Here is a 23,852-nt window from a genome sequence, read left to right as displayed (position 1 = left end):
GGTTTTTCCTCCTATAAACCGATTGTTGTGTCATAATTTGTATGATGCTCTATACAAGAAATGGCTCGATTGCGATCTTCATCTGTTTGAAAACTGATAACGAGCACACCCATAATGTCTTCCCTTGTTTCACGTATACTGATATTGGTAATACTAATATCTTCTTTAGCTAAGTATCCCGTAATTTCGGAAATTACACCAGGATAGTCAGGAACATCTACAAATAAATCATAAAAAGCGGGTATGGCGCCTTTTTGTTTTTGGGGCAAATCATCACGGTAATGCTTAGCATCAGAAAAATAGTGATGGATTTCTGAACCACTGGCAGAAATAAGCATATTTTTGACTTTTTCCATCTCAAGCTGCCAGTCATCCAAAAGTTCAAGCAATACCGATTTATTATGTATTAGAATGTCTCTCCACATATTTGGATTGCTTGAGGCAATTCTCGTTATATCCCTAAAGCCTCCAGCAGCTAAACGCGGAACTAATTCATGCACTTCTCCCGATCTTTTTGCCTGATGGACAAGAGAAGCAGCAATAATATGGGGAAAATGACTGATAATCCCTGTTAATTGGTCATGTTCTTTCGGACTGACAATCAAAAATCTTGCATTCGTGCCTGAAAGCCATATCTGCAGGTGATGAATCTTATTTTCCTCAATATGCTCTTCTGGTGTAAGCAAGTAAAAGGCATTTTCAAAGAGCAGCGGACGTGCTGCACATACTCCGCTTTTATGGGAACCAGCCATTGGATGACCGCCTATAAACGTAATATTCTTTTCTTTAAATTTAGCTCCAATACGAACGATCTCCTGCTTTGTACTTCCAGCATCTGAAATAATGACATTTTCCTGAAGCGGGAGACGCAATAAATGGGTAAGGATACGCTCTGTTTCGATCACTGGAGCGGCAATTAATATTAGGTCGGCTTTCACTGCTTCTTCTTCTACTGAGGCTGTTATTTCATCCACAACAGCCAGCATTTTTGCTAATCTTCCTTGTTCTTCATTAACATCATAACCAACTATAAAAGCTTGTTTATGTGCTTTCTTTATTGAAAGGGCAAGAGATCCGCCAATCAGCCCTAATCCAATCATCAATACTCTTCCTTGCATGAATTGATCTCTCCCTTTGAAGCGAGCCTTACACTCTACCATTTGTTTTCATTCTCAAGCGAGGGCTTAAAATACCTAAAAGATGGTGAAATTGAAAAAAATTCAGAGGCAGATCAATCACCTCTGAAACTATAATTAATTAAGTGCTGGCTGATTTTTGAGATACTGCTCCATTGCAGAGATGACTCCTGCATTCTGCTGTTCTGAACCAATCGTTACCCTCACTGCATGAGGGAATCCGAGCGCTTTGCCGGAACGAACAATATAGCCTTTTTCTAATAAATATTGAAAAACTTCATCTGCATCTGCAGCAAAATCGATTAAAATAAAGTTCGCTTGAGAAGGGTAATACTTTAAATTCCTGCTTTTGCAAAAAGAATAAAACTGTTCTAAACCTTCACGGTTAGCTTTTTTACAGCTTTCAATAAATGATTGGTCTCCAACCCCTGCAATTGCTGCAGCCTGCGCAAATCTATTTGCATTAAAAGGCTCACGTACAGGCTCAAGGCCGCGAATAATATGTTCATTTGCAATTCCATAGCCAATTCGGAGACTGGCCAAGCCATATATTTTGGAAAAAGTTCTTAATGCAATCACATTTGGATAACGCTCTACAAGTTTCACAGAATCATGGTAATCTTCTGCAGTGGTATATTCACAATAAGCTTCATCGATGACAACTAAAATATCCTCAGATACTTTCTCTATAAATGCAGTAAGCTCTTGTTCAGGAATATACACACCAGTAGGATTGTTTGGTGTACAAATCCATACGACTGCTGTATTCTCATCAATCAGCTCGAGCATCTTATCTAAGTCAAAGCCCCCATCCTTAAGGGGAGCTTCTCTCATTTCTGCTCCTTCAACAATTGCATTATGCTTATATTGAGGGAATGTTGGAGCAGATGTGATTGTATTCATTCCAGGGCTCAGCAATGCTCTTGCAATCATTAGAATAATCTCATCGGACCCGTTCCCAAAGATCAACTGAGTTGGTTTCACATTTAAAGAGCTTGAAAGCGTATCACGAAGCTCCTGTGCGTAGCCATCTGGATATAAGGCATAATAGGCAAGGTCCTTCTGCATGGCGTCAGACGCTGCTTGAGAGCAGCCAAATGGGTTCTCATTTGATGCCAGCTTTGTAATTTCTGTTAATCCATATTGCTTTTTTACTTCTTCAATAGATTTTCCTGGCTGGTATGGTGTTAAGCTTAAAAGCTGTTGCTTCCATTTCAACGTTATCCCCACCTTTAATTTAAAACTCATTTTACTGTTTATTCTTTTCCGATTTCCGCCAAATCTGGACGCAATGCAACGGCATTACGCAAGTAGACATGTTTAATTTCCTGCTGTGATGTGTTTGTATTCACATGCATCATCACTCGCACACATAGAGACAAGGATTCTGGCACCGGAATTTCTCGTGTACACATGACAGGAACGTACTTCCAGCCTTCAACCGCTCTCATTGCTTTTGCAGGAAAACACGCAGTTAGATCTTCTGTGACTGAAAAGAGTACAGAAGCAACTTGCTCTGCTTTGAGATTATTCTCTTTAATCATTTCTTTCAGCAGAATTTCCGTTTCTTCTAAAATGAGCTTTTCATTGTTTTCATCAACCGTGGTTGCTCCTCTAATCCCTCTGATCACTTTTCTTCCTCCCTTACAAACCTGCATTAGTATGTACGCTGATGTGTTATCTCTATCTTGTAAAATGCTTTAGTTCCGATAGTAAATCTTGATCATCTATTTTCTGCAGTATTGGTTTGCCTATTTGTTCAAGCAATACAAATGTAATCGATGAACCAATTGTTTTTTTATCTTGCTTCATCCGCTGCAGAAGCTTTTCAAATGATACTTCTTCAGGAAGTCTAGTTTCATAACCTAATGAATGAAGCCAACTAGCAAATTCGTGATCGTTAAAAGCAAGATCATAATACTTCTTACTCAATTGGATCGCATACCTCATACCAACAATAATTGCTTCTCCATGTGACCAGCCGCCATAGCCCATCTCTGCTTCAATAGCATGACCAAGTGTGTGGCCAAAATTTAAATAGGCACGTTTTCCCGTTTCTTTCTCATCTTCGCCAACAATATTCGCTTTAATTTCAATGCCTCTGGCCAAATAAGGCTCTATAATCTGTGCATTAATGTCTTCAATGGAGTTGATTTTTTCTTTGAGTTCTTCATATAACGAGAGATCATAAATCAATGCATGTTTGATGACCTCTGCAAATCCAGATCTCATTTCTCTTTCAGGCAATGAACGCAAATACGCTAAATCATAAAAAACAGCTTCTGGCTGATAAAAAGCTCCAACCATGTTCTTCCCGAGCTCATGGTTAATCGCTACTTTTCCACCGACAGCACTATCGTGTGCCAATATCGTAGTAGGGATCTGGATAAAAGGAATGCCGCGCATATAGGTTGAAGCAACAAAGCCGCTTAAGTCACCTACTGCTCCTCCCCCAAATGCAAGTACGAGTGATTTGCGATCTAGCTGCTGGTTTAGAGCAAATGTCAAGCATTCATGGTATACATCAAACGTTTTTGCACTTTCCCCATTCGGAACGATGATATGACTAGTCTCAAAGTTTGAAAGAACTTTAAGCAGTTCTTGTAAATATAATCTGCCAATGTTTTCATCTGTAATAATCATCAGCTTTGTCAGCTGAGGAAAGTCCTTATGTAAAAATAGCGGAAGTTCATGAATGATCTGAGATCCAATTAAAACTGGATACTCTTTAGATGAAGTTTGAACAGGAACGGTTTTCATTAAAATTCCCTCGCATATGTTCTTTGCAGCTCTACTGTTTCCAAAAGCGTTTCAAAGCGGTCTCCATAAAATTGGCTCACAAGTGCTGAGGCAAGCTCCCATGCTACTGCGTGCTCTGCCAAAACAGCTGCTGCAGGAACAGCGCAGCTATCAGATCTTTCAATACTGGCTGTAAATGGTTCTTTTGTTTCAACATCCACACTTTGCAATGGTTTATATAGTGTGGGTATAGGCTTCATCACACCGCGGACTACGATTGGCATTCCTGTCGTCATTCCGCCTTCAAAACCACCAAGGTTATTGGATTTACGATAGTATCCATCATTTTCGTTCCAGGCAATTTCATCATGCACTTCACTGCCTGGTTTTCTTGCAGCCTGAAAACCAATGCCAAATTCAACACCTTTAAAGGCATTAATACTGACAATTGCTGAGGCAAGCTTTGCATCAAGCTTCCGATCATAATGGACATAACTACCGACTCCAGGAGGCATGCCTTCTACAATTACTTCAACAACCCCACCGATCGAATCTCCATTTTGCTTTGCTTCATCGATCAGGTTCATCATTTTTTGACCTGCCACTTCGTCAAGACAGCGAACGGGTGAGGCTTCCGATATATGAATCATTTCATCAATCGACGGATATTCTTTAATGTCTGCGATAATTCCGCCAATTTCTTTTACGTGAGAAGTAATTTTTATGCCTAATAATGAAAGAAGTTTTTTGGCAACTGAACCAGCAGCAACCCGCACTGTCGTTTCACGTGCTGAAGAGCGTTCCAGTACATTCCTCATATCTCTGTGCCCATATTTTAAGGCACCATTTAAATCAGCATGACCCGGTCTTGGTCTTGAAATGACCCTTTTCATTTCAGCCAATTCGTCCTCGTTTAACGGCTCAGCACCCATAATTTTCGTCCAATGCTTCCAATCATTATTTTCTACGACAAGACAGACAGGTGAGCCGAGCGTATAGCCATGGCGTACTCCGCTTGTAATATTGACTGTATCTTTTTCAATTTGCATGCGCCGGCCTCTTCCATGGCCTTTTTGACGTCTTGATAATTCTTCGTTAATATCAGAATCGATCAATGGCATCCCAGCTGGTAATCCTTCAATGATTGTTGTCAGCTGTGGTCCATGTGATTCCCCGGATGTTAAATATCTCAAAACTCTTTCCCCCTTCAACTTGTTAAAGGATTATGTATCAATATAACATATGCCTTTATGTAAACATAGAAAAATTTTTGAATTTCTGAAAAATTTCTTGTTTGAGTGATTGCAGTCATTTTACCATGAAGAATTGAAGGAGAAAAGCAGAGTGGTGATGCACTTTGATAAGAATAACGGGGACAAAGCTAAAATAATATTTCTAAAACCTCATGGTTTGGTACTTAAACTCGTCCGTTCCACCTGTGCTGCAGACACCTGCTTTCCGTGGGGAGGAAGCTGAGCCTCCTCTATTGCCCGCAGGAGTCAAGTGTCCGCAAGCTCCATTACACTTATGTAAAAAGATATATTGAAAATAACAAATAAAAAAACCGAATGATTAGTAAGATCCCCCTAATCATTCGGTTCTACGGTCGTATTCAATATGTCCCCAGACTATTTCAGCTTTTCTTATAAAAGAATGTATCTTCTGTTTGAAAGCCATACTTGCCTGGATTGAAGATCTGTTCTGTACTGCCGACAAAAAAGAATCCTTCTGGCTTTAATGCCTGGCTAAATTTATAATAAAGGCCATCTTTGGCTTCTTCAGTAAAATAGATGAGAACATTTCGGCATACAATTAAATCAAAAGGACCACCAAATGAATCGGAAAGCAGATTTTGATTTTTAAATGTCACCGTTTTTTTTATTTCATCTGAAACTTTGTATAAGCTGCCTTCTTTATGAAAGTATTTCTGTTTCATATCAGCCGGAACTTCATTTAATGATCTTTCAGGATAAATTCCTATCTGGGCACGTTCAATCACCTTTTCATCCAGATCTGTAGCGAGAATGTTAATTTGTGAGAGCGGAAGTACTTTAGACATAATCATCGCAATAGTATAGGGTTCTTCACCAGTTGAACAAGCTGCGCTCCAGACTCTTACCTGCTTTGTTTTGGCATAAATCTGCGGCAGTACTTTATTTTCCAGCACTTCCCATCGTTTGGCGTTCCGATAAAACTCTGACACATTTATGGTCATTCGGTCCAAGAAATCATCGAGCAAATTCTTATCCTGATTGATCGCATGAAAAAAATCACGAAAAGAAGTAAATCCTTTTTTATCATATAAGGACTCAAGCCGCCTTTTCATCTGTGCTTCTTTATAAGCTCCGAGGTCAATTCCTGTCTTTTTCTTGATATTCATTATAAATTCCTGATATTCTTGAACCATTTGTATTCTCCTCTATCTATAGTCCTATTTAAGAGTATAACGGAAAATAGATAAAAATAGAATCACTTATATTTCCCACAGAGACTGAATGCGGTTACAAAAAAACACTTGCAAAAGCAAGTGTTTTTTGAAAAGGTTTGTCGTAATATAGTTGATTTTTAATATAAAGGTATTTGGACTCCGTTAAAGAACCTAAATGAGACAACACCTTTAAAAGGACATTCTTCTTAATTAATCCATTCATTCATTACTTTATTGTATTCAACCAGCTCTTCCTGTTTAAAGAATAAGCCAATTTCACGCTCAGCACTTTCAGGTGAATCTGATCCATGAATAATGTTTTTCCCTACAATGACACCAAAGTCACCGCGCACAGTACCTGGGACCGCGTCCTTCGGATTTGTAGAACCCATCATTTGACGAGCAGTTGCAATTACATTTTCACCTTCCCATACCATCGCAAAAACAGGACCAGAAGTGATAAAGTCAACAAGCTCACCGAAAAATGGACGTTCTTTATGTTCACCGTAATGCTCTTCGGCAAGCTCTTTTGGAATACTCATTAATTTTGCTCCAGCTAATTGGAAGCCTTTCTTTTCAAAGCGTGATACAATTTCACCAATTAAATTGCGCTGCACCCCATCAGGCTTGACCATCAAAAACGTCTTTTGCATAGACTCCACTCCTAAGTTATATGTATATGGCTGTCAAAGGACAATCCATAGAAATGTTAACATTTATTTGACAATTATTCAACTTCGAATTTTTCTGTCAAATGAAATAACTTAGAATATGAATCCATTTAAAAACGTCTTTTGCCGATGACTCTTACTAAATCTCGAAATGCTCGCTTTGAACGGTTTTGCGGCAGTTCGTCTATTAAGATCAGCGCCTTTTGTAAGTATTGGTCACTTACCTTTAAAGAGCGTTCAATGGCTCCTGAACTTTTAATAAGTGTAATGATGTCTTGGATTTGCTCGCGTGATGTATGCTCCGAAACCAGAACCATCTTTTCATATATTTCTTTATTTTCTATGGCAAATAGGGCAGGAAGCGTTATATTCCCTTGAAGAAGATCACCGCCAGCAGGTTTGCCAAGTTCTTGTTCTGTTCCGCTAAAATCAAGCACATCATCAATTATTTGATAGGACATGCCAATATAATAACCAATTTTGTATAATTTCTTATGCAATTCTTCCTCTACATCAGCTGTAATGGCTCCAAGCTGACAGCTGACAGCAATTAAAATCGCTGTTTTTCTTTTAATACGGCGCAAATAGCTCCGCATGTTCTGATTAAAGTTATATTTATCCTTTATTTGCTCAATTTCACCAATGCAAAGTTCCACTAGTGTATTAGATAATATTTGATGTGCATACGGCTTTTCAATATTCGCCATTAATTCTAGTGCACGCGCAAATATGTAATCACCCGTATACATAGCAATTCGGTTGTCCCACTTTGCTTTTATCGTCAGCTGCCCTCTCCGCAGCTCTGCATCATCAATAACGTCATCATGCACAAGTGATGCCATATGAATAAGCTCAAGCGCGACAGCTACATTTTTCATTTTATCGATGTCATAATCCCCAAACTTGCCCGAAAGCAAAACAAATACAGGACGCAGCCTTTTCCCCCCTGCCTGAAGCAAATGCAGAGAAGCTTGGTGAAGCAGCGGTGACTGGGCTTGAATGGCGTTTTCCAATGCTTCTTCTATCACGTTTATATCTGAATTCAAAAATGAGTACATCATTTTTAATTTCATATCTTCATCTCACCTAGCTTATAAATCCCTAATGCATCATACACGTAGTAATGAACAAAGCATTCAGATCCAATATTATTTTTCCTTCATCCCAAAGTGAACAGCAGCTGCTCCGCCACTGTACGGTTTATAGGTAACATTCGTCAGTCCAGCTTCTTTAAATAGCTGCGCTAGTTCTTTCATACCGGGGAAATCCTTAGCCGATTCATGCAGCCATGCATACTCATCAAAGCTCTTTGCAAACAATTTGCCAAAGAACGGCATAATATGACGAAAGTATAAATAAAACAGCTGTTTGTATCCCGGCATTGTCGGCTGTGATGTTTCAAGACAAACGACCTTGCCGCCTGGTTTCACTACGCGATGCATTTCTTTTAGAACCTGCAAATAGTCTGGAACATTGCGAAGACCAAAACCAATGGTTACAAAATCAAATGAATGATCCGGGAAAGGGAGTTCCATTGCATTTCCATGAACCAGCTTCACTTGATTCAATTGCAATTCTTTTACTTTTTGTTCTCCTATTTTCAGCATATTCTTGCTGAAGTCCAGCCCGACCACTTGACCTTGTTCTCCAACCGCATCAGCAAGGGAAATCGTCCAATCAGCAGTCCCGCAGCAAACATCCAGCGCTTTTGCGCCTTTAGGAACATTCATGCGTTTCATGACATCTTTGCGCCATCTTACATGCTGCTGAAAGCTAATAACAGAATTCATTTTGTCATAGTTTCCATATATTTTTTCAAACACCTTATGGACGCGTTCTTCTTTAGATTGTTGCATACTTACCCTTCCTCCGCATATGATTTAACCTTATATTGATCAAATTGAATCATTTCTTGAATTCTTTTGTTTAGCAAGTTGTTCATATAAGGGATCTGGTTAAGCTCCTGAGAAATTTCCCGCCGTGCATGGTCTATATATGAATCCACAACTGACAATAATTCACTTCTAACTGTCATTGAACTTTTATTTAGGTGTGTTTTTGAAAATATGAGATCTCCTAATGCTTCAAACAAAAGCGATGGTTCCTCATTATTGAAAAGCTCTCGTTCTTTTAGAAGCCTCCTGTAAAATAAAACGTTTGCTGTAAAAGGCAAGATCGTATCACTATTGTAATGAGTGAGAACTCTTTCATAAAGGGCTGACTCTATTTTTTTTACCGATTCCATTAAATTATCTATACGTTTACTGTCTTTGCGGTAAACGGAAATTTTATGCTCATTAACCTCTTTTATTCCTTCGGCAAGCGTACGAATCATTCCAACATCTTCGAGAGCAGATAAAATTTTATAATAAAGTCCGCTATAATAGGTTCCCGCTAATATGGTCAACTGTCTGCTTTTATGGAATTCGCCGTCTAACTCTCCATTTTCCACGAGTTCATGAGTATCCAAAGCAATTTGGACAAGCATTGCTGTTACAATGTATTGCTCAGCTTTGGATTTTGGCAAGTCATAATCAGAAAAAATAGAAGTAAATAAAAGAAGTTTATCTTCATCAATAACTGGTTCTTTAATATATTTAAATAAGTATGAGTGTTTGACATGCTCATTTATTTGTGATTTCACATCTGCTAAATTAGTGGTTAGATCTTGCATGCAATCACCCTTGATCCAAAAAGTTTTTCACCCATCTTCCATTTAGAACAGACTGCCAATCCTAAATCGTTACTTAAAGAATCAGCAATACTCTCCGTTGGCAAACAGATCTATCTATTATGTTTTTCAATTTCGCAAATAAAATAATATGTATATATAAAAACAAAGACAATTAGTGTTTTTCTATCATCAAACAAAACAACCTTATTTTATTTCTATAAAATAGGCATATGCAGTGCAACTTTTAGTTCATTATTTTTCACTGAACATACTTCCTTTAAGGCAGAGACAATTATACCATAAAAAACATTGCCATGTTAGAGGAATATATAAGGATTTCGCATGCTGCCACAGGTTAGAAGATACTTATTTTTTCGCTTCACTTTCTATTTCTCCATAGGAGGTATTGATAATGGCATTCCCTCTAATTTTAATAGCCGATGTATGCTCCGTAAATTGAGCGATCAGCACCTCTCCTTCATCAAGCTTTTCAGAATGATGAAATTTCGTATCAGACCCTCTAGTAAGCCCAATAACATTTACGCCATCTTCTTTAGCTTTAATGACAATATAATCGCTGCCGTTTCTTTCCATCACGATCACCCTTATCTATACGTATTAAAGGCAGAGGTGTTAATAGCCATTCAGATAAGCTATCTCCCGCGACTCTGCCATCATATAATTATTTTTTCCCAATGAGAGCAAGTACTTCTGATCTTGAAATCGCATCCTCTGCAAAGACACCTCTGACAGCAGATGTAATCGTTTTAGAACCAGGCTTTTTTACACCTCGCATTGTCATGCACATATGTTCAGCTTCGACAACGACCATAACACCATGTGGTTCTAATGTTTCAAGTATAGAGTCTGCAACTGTTGATGTAATTCGCTCTTGAAGCTGTGGCCGTTTAGCAACTGCTTCTACCGCTCGCGCCAGCTTGCTTAAGCCTGTTACCTTTCCGTTTTTCGGAATATATGCAACATGTGCCACACCGAAGAATGGAACTAGATGATGTTCACACATTGAATAAAAAGGGATATCTTTCACTAACACGAGTTCTTCGTGATCTTCGCCAAATACAGTTTGAAAATATTCTTTAGGGTCTTGATTCAAGCCCATAAAGACCTCTTCATACATTTTCGCCACTCGCTTTGGTGTATCCAATAATCCCTCTCTGTTAGGATTTTCACCTATTGCTTCTAATATGAGTCGCACCGCTTCTTCTATCTGCGCCGTATTAACTGATGTCATGATGGGTTCCTCCTAATCAACACTGGTTCTTCTAGCTCATAACTTTCATATTAGCATACTCTATGACTGACTAGCAAAGACATCTTACTTCACTATCTAAGGTCTCCTGCTATGCTGCTCGTTTATTCTTTTTATGGTACAAAACAAAAACCGCGAGAATCATCTCGCGGTTTCTATCGCACATATATGTACTAATTATTTTACTGCATCTTTAAGCGCTTTTCCTGGTTTGAAAGCAGGAACTTTGCTTGCAGCGATTTCGATTTCTTCGCCAGTTTGCGGGTTGCGGCCTTTACGTGCTGCACGCTCGCGTACTTCAAAGTTTCCGAAACCGATAAGTTGAATTTTATCACCGTTTTTAAGCGCTTCTAAAATTGTATCGAAAACAGCATCGACTGCTTTAGTAGCATCCTTTTTGGAAAGTTCGCTAGCTTCAGCAACTGCGTTGATTAGTTCTGTCTTGTTCATTACTTTCACCTCCTCCCAAAAAAACAATCTAACTCAGTAAATAGATTCTTACATTCATTTGTAAACAAAATTACTGAATTCTATACGTTGTGACGTATATTTGTTTAAGCATGCCTTATCATATATCAACTCGCGGAATTTTTCAATCAATAAAGCAAAAAATCCTTTTGTGATAAGGGTTTAAGCATCACAACAGTAATTCTGTTAAAAGATTATCACAATCATTTATGCATATCAAGAATATTTCACGATTTAATGGGAATCTTTTCTTTTTTGAAATATAACTGTAACACGCCAACTAGAAAGATGTTTCCCCTTCTTCCACATCAGCAAACCAAAAAGATGAAAGAAAATTAAAAACTACACTCTGTTTTAATCGCCGGTTTTTTGCAGACATATTTGTTTTTCAATGTACAGAAATTGCAATTTCAGACCACTTGCTTTCCTGCCTAGCGGCGGCCGAGTTCACGTCCCGCCCGAGTCTCGCACTCTTTCGTTTAATCAACAAGTATTGAACTATAACCCCTTTAACAGTGATTATTAAAACAACAATCATTCAGAAAGAAGCTAAACAAAAAAAAGACCCCTTAAAGGAGTCCGTTGTTATGCATCCATATACTTACAGGATAATGGCGATCAGTCCGCCTGATCCTTCATTAATAATTCTTTCTAGCGTTTCTTTTAGTTTATAGCGGGCATTTTCTGGCATAAGCGAAAGCTTCGCTTGAATCCCTTCTCTAACAATGGAACTCAGGCTTCTGCCGAATATATCTGAATTCCAAATGGAAAGCGGATCATCCTCAAAGTCTTGCATTAAGTAGCGAACCAACTCTTCACTTTGCTTCTCTGTACCGATGATCGGTGAAAATTCAGATTCTACATCCACTTTAATCATATGGATGGATGGTGCCACTGCTTTTAATCGGACCCCAAATCTCGAGCCATGACGAGTGATTTCCGGCTCATCTAAGCTCATATCCGCTAACGATGGAGCAGCAATTCCATATCCCGTCTGTTTGACCATTGTAAGCGCATCAGAAATTTGGTCATACTCTGCTTTCGCATGGGAAAATTCCTGCATAAGCTCTAAAAGGTGATCTTTCCCTCTTATCTCTACACCAACAATTTCTTTCAGAACATCATCATACAAATCATCTGGAGCAAATAAATCAATCTCCGCGATCCCTTGCCCCATCTCGATTCCTGCTAATCCTGCCCGTTCAATAAACTCAAAGTCTCCGAATTGGTGGACCACACGATCTACATCTCTCAATCTTTTGATATCCTTAACCGTTTCCTTTACTGCCTCCTGATAACTCTCACGCAGCCAATGATCTTCGCGGAGAACCATGACCCAGCTAGGCAAGTTAACATTCACTTCAAGGACTGGGAACTCATACAGAGCCTCTCTCATGACATTTAGAACATCTGATTCTCTCATTCCTTCCACGCTCATTGCAAGGACTGGAATGTCGTACTGTTCAGCTAATTGCTCTCTTAATGCTTCTGTATTCGGGTGATGAGGCTGCACGCTGTTGATCACCATAATAAATGGCTTCCCAACTTCCTTCAGCTCGTCAATTACTCTAGCTTCTGCCTCTAAATAACTGGATCTTGGGATCTCTCCAATTGTACCGTCCGTAGTAATAACCACTCCAATTGTAGAATGCTCCTGAATAACTTTTCTTGTGCCAATTTCAGCAGCTTCATGAAACGGAATTGGCTCTTCATACCAAGGAGTATTGATCATTCTTGGACCATTTTCATCTTCATAGCCCATTGCCCCAGGCACTGTGTAACCAACACAATCAACAAGGCGAATATTCACATTGAGTCCTTCATCAACATGAACAGATGCTGCCTGATTTGGAACAAATTTCGGCTCTGTCGTCATGATTGTTTTTCCGGCAGCACTTTGAGGAAGTTCATCCTGCGTACGTGCACGCTCAGCTTCGTTTTCCATGCTTGGCAATACAACTAGTTCCATAAATTTTTTAATAAATGTTGATTTTCCTGTACGAACAGCACCTACTACTCCGAAATAGATATCACCACCAGTTCTTTCGGCAATATCTTTAAACACATCTACCTTTTCCAAGTGATCCCCTCCTGAATCTCCGAGTTAGTGGGAAATATTATCCTATTAAGTATATCTGGACACTATATGTGTATGATGTTGTCCTACATTGTTATGCCACTTTTTTAATAAATTTTTCCCCTCACCCCAAATTAAAGTTTCTTTTCTATATCTCTTATCCCTTGTCAACACGGTCATCACCAGGAACCTAAGACCTATTAAAGGTCAACAGCTTTCAAAGTAAGATTGTTAACATAGGAGTATTGCTGAATGCATGGCATTATAGTAAACAAAAAAAACCTTTCTCTTACAATATATTTTGTAAAAGAAAGGTTATGACTATTTCACCAAAAAGATTGGTTCATTGTTTTCATTTACGGTGTACGGCAATGAATAGGAAGGAACAAACAGCGAGTCCTTCACCAGAATATCCCGAATATCTTCTCCCTGCTTTAAAGGAAGGTCCGTTTTCTCAACTGTTTCAAATAAATCACTGCGATAATCAACATAAATCTCGCCGTCACCGGTAATCACAAAAGGAAGCTCTCTCCCTGAGTACGGGCTAATAGCTGCAGGATTCTCTTTATAGCCGAGTTTTTCAAAATCAAGCGTAAATACATGTGATTCAATTTGCTCCTTGAAAGGAGGATACTCATGCCCTTTTAAACGGATTTTAATTTCGCGAATTGTCTCAGCCATGCGCAAATCAAAGATTTTGACAGTCGGCTCTGTTTCTGCATTAACGATCACATATTGAAAAACACCACCCATTTCAAATGAGTTTCCTGGTGGTTCAGCCATAAAAGCCGGTGTAAGTTTGTTAAAATCAATTAAATATTTTTGATAGATTGGTGTTTCCATATCCTTTGTCTTAATTGGCAGAAGTCCAGAATTTGCTTCCCTAAATTGGTCAACTGCATTTTGAACAGCAGAAATCTGGTCTTCATACGGAATTTGATTCTGTGCCAGGCGCTCCTGTGGATAGGCACAGCCAGACAAACTCATTAACACAATGGCTGCAGCCAGTATACGCAGCAAGCTCTTTTTCATGATTATCAACCCTTTAGTATGTAAATCTAGTGTTTTACAAAAGACTCATTTCTGAAGACTCGGTACTGCCTCTGAAGGTAGCAGCAAATTACTCAGGTGTTGGTCCTCCAAATACAATCAGGAATATAATAATACCGCTAATGATCATAAGAATATACGCAATAAGAGCAGTAATTAATTTTAGCGTTTTATTTTTAAATTTAAAGCGGCTTAAGTATATTAACAAAATAGATATAAACATAAAGCCCATGGATGATAGAGAAATCCACATTTTCATTAAAGAAACTGACATTTATTTCACTCCTTTTTCCGAAAAGTATTATAACATAGAAAAAGGAGGAAATATAGGCTGTACACAAACGTTTTCATCTCTATAAGTACTGTTTATTTGTTTTATCTTCCTCATATAAAAATAGCCGAGAAAATGGAAGGGGCATTCCCATTTCTCGGCAATATGACTAAATTACCCTACACCCTGATCATGTTACCAGTTTGCTTCGTTGCATTGTATGCAAATCCCATTCATCATGTATCGTTTAAATGCCTATATTTTCGAATTATTTACCGAAGTAATCCATTTCAAAGATAACTAAATGATCGAATGAATTAGGATTGCCCATGCATGTCAGTTTTTTAATCTGTTATTGCCCGCCAAGTAAATTCGCGAGGTCTTCCATTTCATGCGTTTTCACGCGAGCCATAAGCAAATCTACAGCATCCTTTGCACTGACATTTTCAAAAAGAACACTATAAAGAACGTCTGTAATTGGCATCGTCACCTCGAACTTTTCAGCCAGCTGATGAGCAGCTTTCGTTGTTCGTACCCCTTCAACGACCATGCCCATATTATCAAGAACTTCCTGTAAATTTTGGCCTTTTCCAAGTAGATTTCCCGCTCTCCAGTTTCGTGAATGAACACTCGTACAAGTAACAATTAAGTCTCCTATACCAGTTAGCCCTGAGAACGTAAGGGGGCTCGCACCCATTTTAACTCCCAGACGGGCAATTTCAGCGAGACCTCTTGTGATGAGAGCTGCCTTGGCATTGTCACCATAGCCCAACCCATCTGTAATCCCCGCAGCGAGTGCAATAATATTTTTTAACGCACCGCCAATTTCCACCCCAATAATGTCAGGATTCGTATAAACTCGAAAATGCTGGTTAATAAATAGATCCTGAATTCTTTCTGCTTCCTCTAAATCTTTCGAGGAAACGGTAACTGTTGTCGGCTGTCTCAAACTTACCTCTTCAGCATGACTAGGACCTGAAAGCACGACTACACTCTTTAAAAGATGAGCTGGAGCCTCTTCTTCAATCATTTCTGATATGCGCATTAAGCTATTAGGTTCGATTCCTTTACTCACATGCACAATCGTCATCGGATCTTTTCTGATCGCAGCAATTTTATTAACAACTTCTCGTATAGCTTTGGTTGGAACCGCGAGAACAAGCACTTCTGCACCTGTTAGTGCTTGTTCGAGGGATACATGACCAACAATATTGCCAGGCAGTGTGATATCCGGCAAATACTTATGATTTGTATGCTTTGTATTTATCTCATCAATCTGATCCGGTTTATGTCCCCAAAGCCTAACATCATGACCGTTATCAGCTAATACCATAGCCAAGGCAGTGCCCCAGCTTCCAGCGCCAATAACAGCAATTGATTCAACATTTTTCATTAACATCACCGCTTTTTATCAGTTTGTTCTGCTTTAACGAATTAGAATCACCCTTGAATCATAGACCAATATTACAATCCGCAATTATAAAATGATTGATTAAAATACTGTTTCACAGCAACTTTAGCAGTACTTATTTCCGTTCCCTTGAAAAAATTCTGATCGGGGTTCCTTCAAACCCAAATGCGTCACGAATTCGATTTTCCAGGAAGCGTTCATAGGAGAAATGCATAAGCTCAGGATCATTTACGAATACAACAAAGCTTGGCGGTTTAACTGCTACTTGTGTTGCATAATAAATGCGCAGTCGCTTCCCTTTGTCGGTAGGTGTTGGGTTCATAGCAACCGCATCCATGATGACATCGTTCAGTATACTTGTTTCAACACGCAAGGCATGATTTTCACTTGCAGTATTGATCATTGGAATCAATGTATGAATTCGTTTTTTCGTTTTAGCTGATAAAAAGACAATTGGTGCATAGTCGAGGAATAAAAAGTGCTCTCTAATATTCGTTTCGAACGCTTTCATCGTTTTTTCGTCTTTTTCCACAGCATCCCATTTATTCACAACAATAACCACTGCACGGCCAGCTTCATGTGCATATCCTGCAATACGCTTATCCTGTTCAATGATTCCTTCTTCTCCATCAATGACAACAAGAACAACGTCAGAGCGTTCAATCGCACGAAGAGCTCTCAAGACACTGTATTTTTCAGTTGTTTCATAAACTTTTCCTTTTTTCCTCATTCCAGCTGTATCAATGATGACATATTTTTCACCGTTGTATGTCATTTGGGAGTCGATGGCATCTCTGGTTGTGCCAGCCACATTGCTGACAATAACGCGATCTTCCCCTAATATTGCATTTACAAGAGACGACTTGCCGACATTTGGACGGCCAATTAAAGAGAATTTAATCACATCGTCATCATATTCATTTCCGCCATGCTTCGGAAAATGCTTGGCAGCCTCATCTAAAAGGTCACCTAAGCCTAGTCCATGTGAACCTGAGATCGGAAATGGCTCTCCAAATCCTAAAGCATAGAAGTCATAGATTTGATCACGCATTTCCGGGTTATCAATTTTATTCACACCAAGCACAACTGGTTTCTTTGCCTTGTATAATATCTTGGCAACTTCTTCATCAGCACTTGTCACACCTTCGCGGCCGTTTACAAGAAATACAATAACATCAGCCTCTTCAATGGCGATCTCTGCCTGCTGTCTAATTTGTTCCAAGAAAGGCTCGTCCCCTATATCAATACCGCCTGTATCAATAATATTAAAATCGTGTGTAAGCCATTCAGCTGAGCTATATATACGATCCCTGGTGACACCGGGAATATCTTCTACAATGGATATTCTTTCTCCTACAATTCTGTTAAAAATAGTTGATTTACCAACATTCGGACGTCCGACAATAGCCACTACTGGTTTTGCCATAATATCACCCCTTCAAGGTTTATATTCCTGAGCAATATGACGAGTTATCTGCAGAATACAATTAAAATCATTCATATCTCAAAAATAACCCTTCTATTGAAAAGAAGGGTCTAACTTCACTATTTTATCAGAGCTTTTCGATAGAGGCAACATTTGGATAAACTCCAAGCTATATTCAATTATATTTTTAGCATCAGTGCTTTACAATCACATATAATTCTTCCGTTAACATGTGTGCAATTCCATCTAAAATGGCCTCTAAATTTGCCGCAATTGTCTCCATTTCCTGTTTGCTGTCGCAATAAAAAACAGCCGTCCCGCCAGGAATTTTGGAAGAATTGGTCGTAATAGCTGCCAATATATACTTTTCTAATACCATTCTTTATTTCCCCTCGCCTTCTACATGACGTTCGCTCGGCATTCTAATCGCATTTTCAAGGGTAGGAACAGCTCCGATAATTTTAATGGCACGCTGGATATTTTTTTCCTGCGGAAGCACGAATACCCCTACACGCCCGTCATCTAAATCACGCTTAGCCAGCGGAACAAGCGCTGGTGTACCCGAATCCCTATAAACACCAAGTGCAGTTGAAACATCATGTAAAATCGCCTGGCGCTGTCCTAAATTGGCAATTGTGGATCTGGAATTAAAATTTTTCGGCTTTAAAATGAACCCCATCCCATACCGAAGAACTTCTTCCTGCCGCTGAGGCAAACCGATATTCATAATATAAATATTGTCGACATAAAGTCCAGGACCATCAAAACGAGGCTCTACATATTCAATCTCTACAATATCCTTTAAGCGACCTCCAGACATAAGCACTTTAGCGATGATGACACAGATCACCGCAGCTAGAAGTGCAGCCCAAATATTTACTAATAAATAGACCAGTGTACTGACTAAAGAAGTAAAGATCACAAGATAATTCCGGCTTTCAAATGCAATTGCAATTCCTTCAATATACGTCTTGCCTCTTGGTACCATCTCATAACTATCTAGCTCCGTTAAGGTGTTCCTTTCCATATTCCTGACCTCACGAAACTGTGAGGCCGCTAAAGTTAAAAAGGTAATGGCTGTAAAATCCTCTTCCATAATAGATGGAATCGCAACTGTACCTAGCCCCGCTGCAATAAACCCCAGAGCAACATGAATGATTTTGCCATGCAAATAAGTTGGATATTGGCGGTAATCTGTGCGCAGCATATACATTCTTGTTGCTGTCCCAATAACTAAACCCAATAATATGGGATATGTATATTCACTCACGATGTTCTTCCCCTCTCTTTTTCAAGCTGGTTAAAGTAAGTTCCTAAATAGGCTGTCATATATTCAACTCCATTCCATATAAGAAGAACTAGAGTGGATATAGATAAAATATCCAAATATACAAAAGAGCCAATATGATATGGAAAAGAAAACGAATGAAAAATAATTCCATTAACCACTTCTCCATGTATAGCGGCAGATGCAAGAAGAATGAAACGCTCAAATTTAGCTTTCATTAATATACTGGATAATATCACCAAGATGGCCGAAAGCATCCACTCCCTGCCTATGATTACCCACACAGGGTCAAACATTTCAAATAAATGAAAACTTGCATATGCAGAGATTCCAATTAATTGGCACACCAAAAAGTAACAAAGCTTTTTAAACTTGTATTTCGCTAATAATACGTAAATGGTTAGAACGATAAAAATAGCAGAAAAAGAAACTGATATGGTACCCAATGTCAGCTCACGGGCAGAAAAAATGATGAGCAGCAATATCCATACCGAAAGCCCTAGCCTATAAGGCTGTTTCTTATCTATGAAAAAGGTGGTTAGAATCCAAATCCCCCACGCTGTAAAATAAAACAATATTCCGTCCAACCTGACCCCTCCTATCATTTCCATTATGACTAAATCATATGTATTTTAATCTTTACGGTATAAACTTTCAGGAAAGCTTCATCTTAACTATAGGAGGTGTTTAACATGGGAAGAGATCGTCAAGAGAAAAAACTAAAAAACAGCGGGAGAGTTAAATCCGATCGAGACCAGGCCCTACACTACCCCGGAGCGACAAAATTACAAAGCCCAGAAGAAGCAAGATCCCTAAACGACAACAGAAAAACACAGCATTAATAGAAAAGCGGAGGCGGCTTGTCCAGCCGCGACAAGCATAAGGCAAGCTGGCCGGAAGGTTGTTCTTTAACCTTTTGGACAGATTGACTTATGACCTCGAGCGGCTAGCCGCCAGAGCTAGACAATAAGAAAAGCGGAAGGCGCTTGCTCAGGGACGACAAGCTTAAGACAAGCCAGGCGGAAGGTCGCACTTTGACCTTTTGACTGGATTGGCTTAAGACCTCGAGTCCCTAGCGCCTGCAGCTAGACAATAAGAAAAGCGGAGGCGGCTTGTCCAGCCGTAAGCCCCAAAAGCTATAGACCAGGACCTAAAGCGAGTAATTTTCAAATAAAAAAAGCAAGCAGAGAGTTTTTCTCCGCTTGCTTTTTAAGTATGTAAATTACATAACTATGAACGCTGTATTGATCTTTGACTATAGGAACAAGTATTAATACCCCTTTGTTGAAGCCAGTGATATACATCTCCACTAAGAATGAGAGGAGCCTGCTGCAATTGCTTTACACTTGTGGCGCCTACTGCTGTCATAATTAATTTTAGCTCGTGATGCAGAGCATGGATCTCATCAATTAGACTCTCTAAGTTCTCTTCTACAAGCACCTTTAAAAGGGCACCAGCCATGCCTACAGCATCAGCTCCTAGTGCAATCGCCTTTGCTGCTTCTGTGCTCGTTTGAATTCCACCTGATGCTAAAATAGTAAGATTCCCTTTGTGAGATGTCGCTTCCGAAATGGAAACAGCTGTTGGTATCCCCCAATGATTAAAGAAAGGGATATGTCTTTGCCTGCGTTCATTTTCAATTTTCGAAAAATTTGTGCCTCCAAATCCTCCAACATCTACAATAGATGCTCCCGCTTCTGTAAGCTTACGGATGGTTTCCCGGCTCATCCCAAAGCCCACTTCTTTTACAATCACTGGGACTTTTATATGATGAATAATCTGCTCAATCCTTCTAAGCGCACCGGTAAAATCTCGATCCCCTTCAGGCATTACGAGCTCTTGAACAACATTTAAATGAATTTGCAGTGCATTCGCTTCTACCATTTCAACGGCAGCTTTGGCTTGTTCAAGGGTTGCTTCACTTCCAAGGTTTGCAAATATAAGACCTTTGGGGTTTTCCTTACGCACAACAGAATAAGATTTGGCTTCGCTTTGGTCCTTTAAAGCTGACATTTGCGAACCCACCGCAATAGCAATCCCTGTGGCTCTTGCAGCAATAGCTAAATCACGATTGATCTGGTAGGTTCTTTCTCCTCCGCCTCCGGTCATCGCATTGATAAAAATTGGCGAACTCATTGATAGTTCGCCAATTTCCGTTGCTAATGATGTGTGACCAAGACTTGTGTCCGGAAGGCTTTGATGGATAAAAGCAACATCCTGAAATCCGGTTAGTGATTTCTGCCCGGTTGAAAGGGCGTGTTGTATGTGATCCCATTTCCTTTTAGCTCTAGACACTATTCATCACCATTATTTATTTAATTTTTTTAATTGATCGCCAATCATTTCTCCAAGCTGAAATCCTTTTGATTCTTCTGGCAATTCATAATCCGTTGGAACTTCATCCTCTTTTTCCAGAAGATCTTTAATGCTTAAAGACAATCTTTGTTCTTCTTCGTTTGCTTCAAGTACTTTTACTTTTACTTGCTGTCCTTCTTTAAGTTCTTCATGTGGAGTACTAATGTGTTTATGAGCAATTTGAGAGATATGAACAAGTCCTTCAACACCAGGGAATACTTCTACAAATGCACCGTAAGAAACAAGTCTTCTAACCGTACCTTCTAATACTGTGCCTTTTGGAGCTTTCTCTCCAATTTGATCCCATGGTCCAGGAAGCGTTTCTTTAATAGAAAGCGAAATGCGCTCATTGTCGCGATCAACACTTAGCACTTTCACTTTTACTTGCTGACCTTCTGAAACAACATCGGATGGCTTCTCAACATGCTCATATGAAAGCTGAGAAATATGAACTAATCCGTCAATGCCGCCAATATCAACAAATGCACCGAAATCAGTTATTCTTTGAACTGTGCCATCAAGCACTTCGCCAGCTTTTAAAGCATCAAGTAATTCATTTTTTTGTTTTCCTTTTTCTTCTTCAACAACTGCTTTGTGAGATAGAATTAAGCGATTTTTTTCTTTATCCAGCTCCACAATTTTAAAAGTCATTGTTTTGCCTTTATAATCAGAGAAATCTTCGACAAAGAATGCTTCTACTAACGATGCCGGTACAAAGCCACGCACGCCTAGGTCGACAACAAGGCCGCCTTTTACAACATCCTTAATTTCTGCTTCAAAAACTTCACCATCATTATATTTCTTTTCAAGTTCTTCCCAAGATTTTTCAGCGTCTACTTTGCGTTTTGATAAAATAAGCGCTTCTTCTTCTACTTTTAACACTTCTAACTCAAGCTCATCGCCTTCAGCTACAGCATCACTAGCTTTTTCAATATGCAGGCTTGAAAGCTCGCTGATCGGAATAATACCGTCAAGTTTGCTGTCTGGAATATGCACACTGACTTGTTTTTCCTCAACTTTCGTCACTTGGCCTGTAACTTTTTCTCCAACTTCAAAGGTTTTTACTTCTACATTATTCATTTCTTCTGACATATGTAATCCTCCTTAATCCAATGGCTGCTTCAGATTTTATGCNAGAAAAGCGGAGGCGGCTTGTCCAGCCGCGACAAGCATAAGGCAAGCTGGCCGGAAGGTTGTTCTTTAACCTTTTGGACAGATTGACTTATGACCTCGAGCGGCTAGCCGCCAGAGCTAGACAATAAGAAAAGCGGAAGGCGCTTGCTCAGGGACGACAAGCTTAAGACAAGCCAGGCGGAAGGTCGCACTTTGACCTTTTGACTGGATTGGCTTAAGACCTCGAGTCCCTAGCGCCTGCAGCTAGACAATAAGAAAAGCGGAGGCGGCTTGTCCAGCCGTAAGCCCCAAAAGCTATAGACCAGGACCTAAAGCGAGTAATTTTCAAATAAAAAAAGCAAGCAGAGAGTTTTTCTCCGCTTGCTTTTTAAGTATGTAAATTACATAACTATGAACGCTGTATTGATCTTTGACTATAGGAACAAGTATTAATACCCCTTTGTTGAAGCCAGTGATATACATCTCCACTAAGAATGAGAGGAGCCTGCTGCAATTGCTTTACACTTGTGGCGCCTACTGCTGTCATAATTAATTTTAGCTCGTGATGCAGAGCATGGATCTCATCAATTAGACTCTCTAAGTTCTCTTCTACAAGCACCTTTAAAAGGGCACCAGCCATGCCTACAGCATCAGCTCCTAGTGCAATCGCCTTTGCTGCTTCTGTGCTCGTTTGAATTCCACCTGATGCTAAAATAGTAAGATTCCCTTTGTGAGATGTCGCTTCCGAAATGGAAACAGCTGTTGGTATCCCCCAATGATTAAAGAAAGGGATATGTCTTTGCCTGCGTTCATTTTCAATTTTCGAAAAATTTGTGCCTCCAAATCCTCCAACATCTACAATAGATGCTCCCGCTTCTGTAAGCTTACGGATGGTTTCCCGGCTCATCCCAAAGCCCACTTCTTTTACAATCACTGGGACTTTTATATGATGAATAATCTGCTCAATCCTTCTAAGCGCACCGGTAAAATCTCGATCCCCTTCAGGCATTACGAGCTCTTGAACAACATTTAAATGAATTTGCAGTGCATTCGCTTCTACCATTTCAACGGCAGCTTTGGCTTGTTCAAGGGTTGCTTCACTTCCAAGGTTTGCAAATATAAGACCTTTGGGGTTTTCCTTACGCACAACAGAATAAGATTTGGCTTCGCTTTGGTCCTTTAAAGCTGACATTTGCGAACCCACCGCAATAGCAATCCCTGTGGCTCTTGCAGCAATAGCTAAATCACGATTGATCTGGTAGGTTCTTTCTCCTCCGCCTCCGGTCATCGCATTGATAAAAATTGGCGAACTCATTGATAGTTCGCCAATTTCCGTTGCTAATGATGTGTGACCAAGACTTGTGTCCGGAAGGCTTTGATGGATAAAAGCAACATCCTGAAATCCGGTTAGTGATTTCTGCCCGGTTGAAAGGGCGTGTTGTATGTGATCCCATTTCCTTTTAGCTCTAGACACT

General features: G+C 39.6%; 25 protein-coding genes. 1 reads left to right on the top strand and 24 read right to left on the bottom strand.

Going from position 1 to position 23,852, the window contains the following annotated elements; all coding sequences use genetic code 11:
- Nucleotides 1-11: 11 nt before the first annotated feature.
- The 21 genes from B7E07_RS08495 to B7E07_RS08395 form a co-directional block, all read right to left on the bottom strand.
- Nucleotides 12-1,118: a prephenate dehydrogenase gene (locus B7E07_RS08495; RefSeq protein WP_080845456.1), complete on the bottom strand. Its 1,107-nt coding sequence runs from the start codon at nt 1,116-1,118 to the stop codon at nt 12-14.
- Between the two features lie 135 nt (nt 1,119-1,253).
- A complete protein-coding gene (gene hisC / locus B7E07_RS08490) occupies nt 1,254-2,354 on the bottom strand; it encodes a histidinol-phosphate transaminase (RefSeq protein WP_080845455.1) in 1,101 nt (366 codons plus the stop codon).
- 38 nt (nt 2,355-2,392) lie between these two features.
- Nucleotides 2,393-2,767 carry a chorismate mutase gene (aroH, locus tag B7E07_RS08485; RefSeq protein ID WP_080845454.1) on the bottom strand — a complete coding sequence of 125 codons (375 nt, stop codon included), beginning with the start codon at nt 2,765-2,767 and terminating at the stop codon, nt 2,393-2,395.
- Nucleotides 2,768-2,819: 52 nt separating this feature from the next.
- Nucleotides 2,820-3,896: a 3-dehydroquinate synthase gene (aroB, locus tag B7E07_RS08480; RefSeq protein WP_080845453.1), complete on the bottom strand. Its 1,077-nt coding sequence runs from the start codon at nt 3,894-3,896 to the stop codon at nt 2,820-2,822.
- Nucleotides 3,896-5,068 (bottom strand): chorismate synthase, encoded by a 1,173-nt coding sequence (aroC, locus tag B7E07_RS08475; RefSeq protein ID WP_080845452.1) that lies wholly within the window; start codon nt 5,066-5,068, stop codon nt 3,896-3,898. Before aroC ends, aroB begins: the two co-directional genes overlap by 1 nt.
- A gap of 440 nt (nt 5,069-5,508) precedes the next feature.
- Nucleotides 5,509-6,282, bottom strand: a complete 774-nt coding sequence (locus tag B7E07_RS08470) for a CheR family methyltransferase (protein ID WP_080845451.1) — start codon at nt 6,280-6,282, stop codon at nt 5,509-5,511.
- A gap of 227 nt (nt 6,283-6,509) precedes the next feature.
- Nucleotides 6,510-6,956, bottom strand: coding sequence for a nucleoside-diphosphate kinase (gene ndk / locus B7E07_RS08465; protein WP_080845450.1), 447 nt, complete (start codon nt 6,954-6,956; stop codon nt 6,510-6,512).
- Between the two features lie 128 nt (nt 6,957-7,084).
- Complete coding sequence (gene hepT / locus B7E07_RS08460) at nt 7,085-8,047, bottom strand: heptaprenyl diphosphate synthase component II (RefSeq protein WP_080845449.1); 963 nt, start codon at nt 8,045-8,047, stop codon at nt 7,085-7,087.
- Nucleotides 8,048-8,122: 75 nt separating this feature from the next.
- The gene (locus B7E07_RS08455; protein ID WP_080845448.1) at nt 8,123-8,830 is read right to left on the bottom strand and encodes a demethylmenaquinone methyltransferase; all 708 of its coding nucleotides are present in this window, start codon (nt 8,828-8,830) and stop codon (nt 8,123-8,125) included.
- A gap of 2 nt (nt 8,831-8,832) precedes the next feature.
- Entirely contained in the window at nt 8,833-9,648 is an 816-nt protein-coding gene (locus tag B7E07_RS08450) for a heptaprenyl diphosphate synthase component 1 (RefSeq protein WP_080845447.1), read from the bottom strand.
- Nucleotides 9,649-10,014: 366 nt separating this feature from the next.
- Nucleotides 10,015-10,242 (bottom strand): trp RNA-binding attenuation protein MtrB, encoded by a 228-nt coding sequence (mtrB, locus tag B7E07_RS08445; RefSeq protein ID WP_080845446.1) that lies wholly within the window; start codon nt 10,240-10,242, stop codon nt 10,015-10,017.
- A gap of 88 nt (nt 10,243-10,330) precedes the next feature.
- Nucleotides 10,331-10,900, bottom strand: coding sequence for a GTP cyclohydrolase I FolE (gene folE, locus B7E07_RS08440; protein WP_080845445.1), 570 nt, complete (start codon nt 10,898-10,900; stop codon nt 10,331-10,333).
- A 195-nt stretch (nt 10,901-11,095) separates the two neighbouring features.
- On the bottom strand, nt 11,096-11,368 hold the full coding sequence (gene hbs / locus B7E07_RS08435; RefSeq protein ID WP_066444147.1) for a non-specific DNA-binding protein Hbs: 273 nt from the start codon (nt 11,366-11,368) through the stop codon (nt 11,096-11,098).
- A gap of 619 nt (nt 11,369-11,987) precedes the next feature.
- A complete protein-coding gene (gene spoIVA, locus B7E07_RS08430; protein ID WP_066444143.1) occupies nt 11,988-13,466 on the bottom strand; it encodes a stage IV sporulation protein A in 1,479 nt (492 codons plus the stop codon).
- 318 nt (nt 13,467-13,784) lie between these two features.
- Complete coding sequence (locus B7E07_RS08425; RefSeq protein WP_080845444.1) at nt 13,785-14,495, bottom strand: hypothetical protein; 711 nt, start codon at nt 14,493-14,495, stop codon at nt 13,785-13,787.
- A gap of 88 nt (nt 14,496-14,583) precedes the next feature.
- Nucleotides 14,584-14,787, bottom strand: coding sequence for a DUF2768 domain-containing protein (locus B7E07_RS08420; protein WP_080845443.1), 204 nt, complete (start codon nt 14,785-14,787; stop codon nt 14,584-14,586).
- A 349-nt stretch (nt 14,788-15,136) separates the two neighbouring features.
- Complete coding sequence (locus B7E07_RS08415; protein WP_139785595.1) at nt 15,137-16,177, bottom strand: NAD(P)H-dependent glycerol-3-phosphate dehydrogenase; 1,041 nt, start codon at nt 16,175-16,177, stop codon at nt 15,137-15,139.
- A 133-nt stretch (nt 16,178-16,310) separates the two neighbouring features.
- Nucleotides 16,311-17,621, bottom strand: coding sequence for a ribosome biogenesis GTPase Der (gene der / locus B7E07_RS08410; RefSeq protein WP_080845441.1), 1,311 nt, complete (start codon nt 17,619-17,621; stop codon nt 16,311-16,313).
- Nucleotides 17,622-17,814: 193 nt separating this feature from the next.
- Nucleotides 17,815-18,000 (bottom strand): capping complex subunit for YIEGIA, encoded by a 186-nt coding sequence (locus B7E07_RS08405; RefSeq protein WP_066444128.1) that lies wholly within the window; start codon nt 17,998-18,000, stop codon nt 17,815-17,817.
- A gap of 3 nt (nt 18,001-18,003) precedes the next feature.
- Nucleotides 18,004-18,891: a YIEGIA family protein gene (locus B7E07_RS08400; RefSeq protein ID WP_080845440.1), complete on the bottom strand. Its 888-nt coding sequence runs from the start codon at nt 18,889-18,891 to the stop codon at nt 18,004-18,006.
- Entirely contained in the window at nt 18,888-19,496 is a 609-nt protein-coding gene (locus tag B7E07_RS08395; RefSeq protein ID WP_080845439.1) for a YphA family membrane protein, read from the bottom strand. The genes B7E07_RS08400 and B7E07_RS08395 overlap by 4 nt, the downstream gene beginning before the upstream one ends.
- Nucleotides 19,497-19,601: 105 nt before the next feature.
- Between B7E07_RS08395 and B7E07_RS08390 the strand changes: the two genes are divergently transcribed.
- Nucleotides 19,602-19,751 (top strand): YpzI family protein, encoded by a 150-nt coding sequence (locus B7E07_RS08390; protein WP_080845438.1) that lies wholly within the window; start codon nt 19,602-19,604, stop codon nt 19,749-19,751.
- A 388-nt stretch (nt 19,752-20,139) separates the two neighbouring features.
- Here B7E07_RS08390 and fni (B7E07_RS08385) read toward each other — a convergent pair whose 3' ends face one another.
- From fni (B7E07_RS08385) to fni (B7E07_RS08375), 3 genes are all read right to left on the bottom strand, one after another.
- Nucleotides 20,140-21,204 carry a type 2 isopentenyl-diphosphate Delta-isomerase gene (gene fni, locus B7E07_RS08385; RefSeq protein WP_080845437.1) on the bottom strand — a complete coding sequence of 355 codons (1,065 nt, stop codon included), beginning with the start codon at nt 21,202-21,204 and terminating at the stop codon, nt 20,140-20,142.
- A gap of 12 nt (nt 21,205-21,216) precedes the next feature.
- Nucleotides 21,217-22,356, bottom strand: coding sequence for a 30S ribosomal protein S1 (gene rpsA, locus B7E07_RS08380; RefSeq protein WP_080845436.1), 1,140 nt, complete (start codon nt 22,354-22,356; stop codon nt 21,217-21,219).
- Nucleotides 22,357-22,786: 430 nt separating this feature from the next.
- Nucleotides 22,787-23,851, bottom strand: a complete 1,065-nt coding sequence (gene fni, locus B7E07_RS08375; RefSeq protein WP_080845437.1) for a type 2 isopentenyl-diphosphate Delta-isomerase — start codon at nt 23,849-23,851, stop codon at nt 22,787-22,789.
- Between the last annotated feature and the right edge of the window lies 1 nt (nt 23,852).

Origin of the sequence: Cytobacillus gottheilii (assembly GCF_900166665.1) — a bacterium.
GTDB classification, from domain to species: domain Bacteria; phylum Bacillota; class Bacilli; order Bacillales; family Cytobacillaceae; genus Cytobacillus; species Cytobacillus gottheilii_A.
This window is presented reverse-complemented; position numbering and strand designations above follow the sequence as displayed.

Coding starts and splice junctions, on each gene's coding strand:
- B7E07_RS08495 (WP_080845456.1), bottom strand. CDS start 1,118: ATGCAAGGAAGAGTATTGATGATTGGATTAGGGCTGATTGGCGGATCT.
- aroB (WP_080845453.1), bottom strand. CDS start 3,896: ATGAAAACCGTTCCTGTTCAAACTTCATCTAAAGAGTATCCAGTTTTA.
- B7E07_RS08470 (WP_080845451.1), bottom strand. CDS start 6,282: ATGGTTCAAGAATATCAGGAATTTATAATGAATATCAAGAAAAAGACA.
- ndk (WP_080845450.1), bottom strand. CDS start 6,956: ATGCAAAAGACGTTTTTGATGGTCAAGCCTGATGGGGTGCAGCGCAAT.
- hepT (WP_080845449.1), bottom strand. CDS start 8,047: ATGAAATTAAAAATGATGTACTCATTTTTGAATTCAGATATAAACGTG.
- B7E07_RS08455 (WP_080845448.1), bottom strand. CDS start 8,830: ATGCAACAATCTAAAGAAGAACGCGTCCATAAGGTGTTTGAAAAAATA.
- B7E07_RS08450 (WP_080845447.1), bottom strand. CDS start 9,648: ATGCAAGATCTAACCACTAATTTAGCAGATGTGAAATCACAAATAAAT.
- mtrB (WP_080845446.1), bottom strand. CDS start 10,242: ATGGAAAGAAACGGCAGCGATTATATTGTCATTAAAGCTAAAGAAGAT.
- folE (WP_080845445.1), bottom strand. CDS start 10,900: ATGACATCAGTTAATACGGCGCAGATAGAAGAAGCGGTGCGACTCATA.
- hbs (WP_066444147.1), bottom strand. CDS start 11,368: ATGAACAAGACAGAACTAATCAACGCAGTTGCTGAAGCTAGCGAACTT.
- B7E07_RS08425 (WP_080845444.1), bottom strand. CDS start 14,495: ATGAAAAAGAGCTTGCTGCGTATACTGGCTGCAGCCATTGTGTTAATG.
- B7E07_RS08420 (WP_080845443.1), bottom strand. CDS start 14,787: ATGTCAGTTTCTTTAATGAAAATGTGGATTTCTCTATCATCCATGGGC.
- B7E07_RS08415 (WP_139785595.1), bottom strand. CDS start 16,177: ATGAAAAATGTTGAATCAATTGCTGTTATTGGCGCTGGAAGCTGGGGC.
- der (WP_080845441.1), bottom strand. CDS start 17,621: ATGGCAAAACCAGTAGTGGCTATTGTCGGACGTCCGAATGTTGGTAAA.
- B7E07_RS08405 (WP_066444128.1), bottom strand. CDS start 18,000: ATGGTATTAGAAAAGTATATATTGGCAGCTATTACGACCAATTCTTCC.
- B7E07_RS08390 (WP_080845438.1), top strand. CDS start 19,602: ATGGGAAGAGATCGTCAAGAGAAAAAACTAAAAAACAGCGGGAGAGTT.
- rpsA (WP_080845436.1), bottom strand. CDS start 22,356: ATGTCAGAAGAAATGAATAATGTAGAAGTAAAAACCTTTGAAGTTGGA.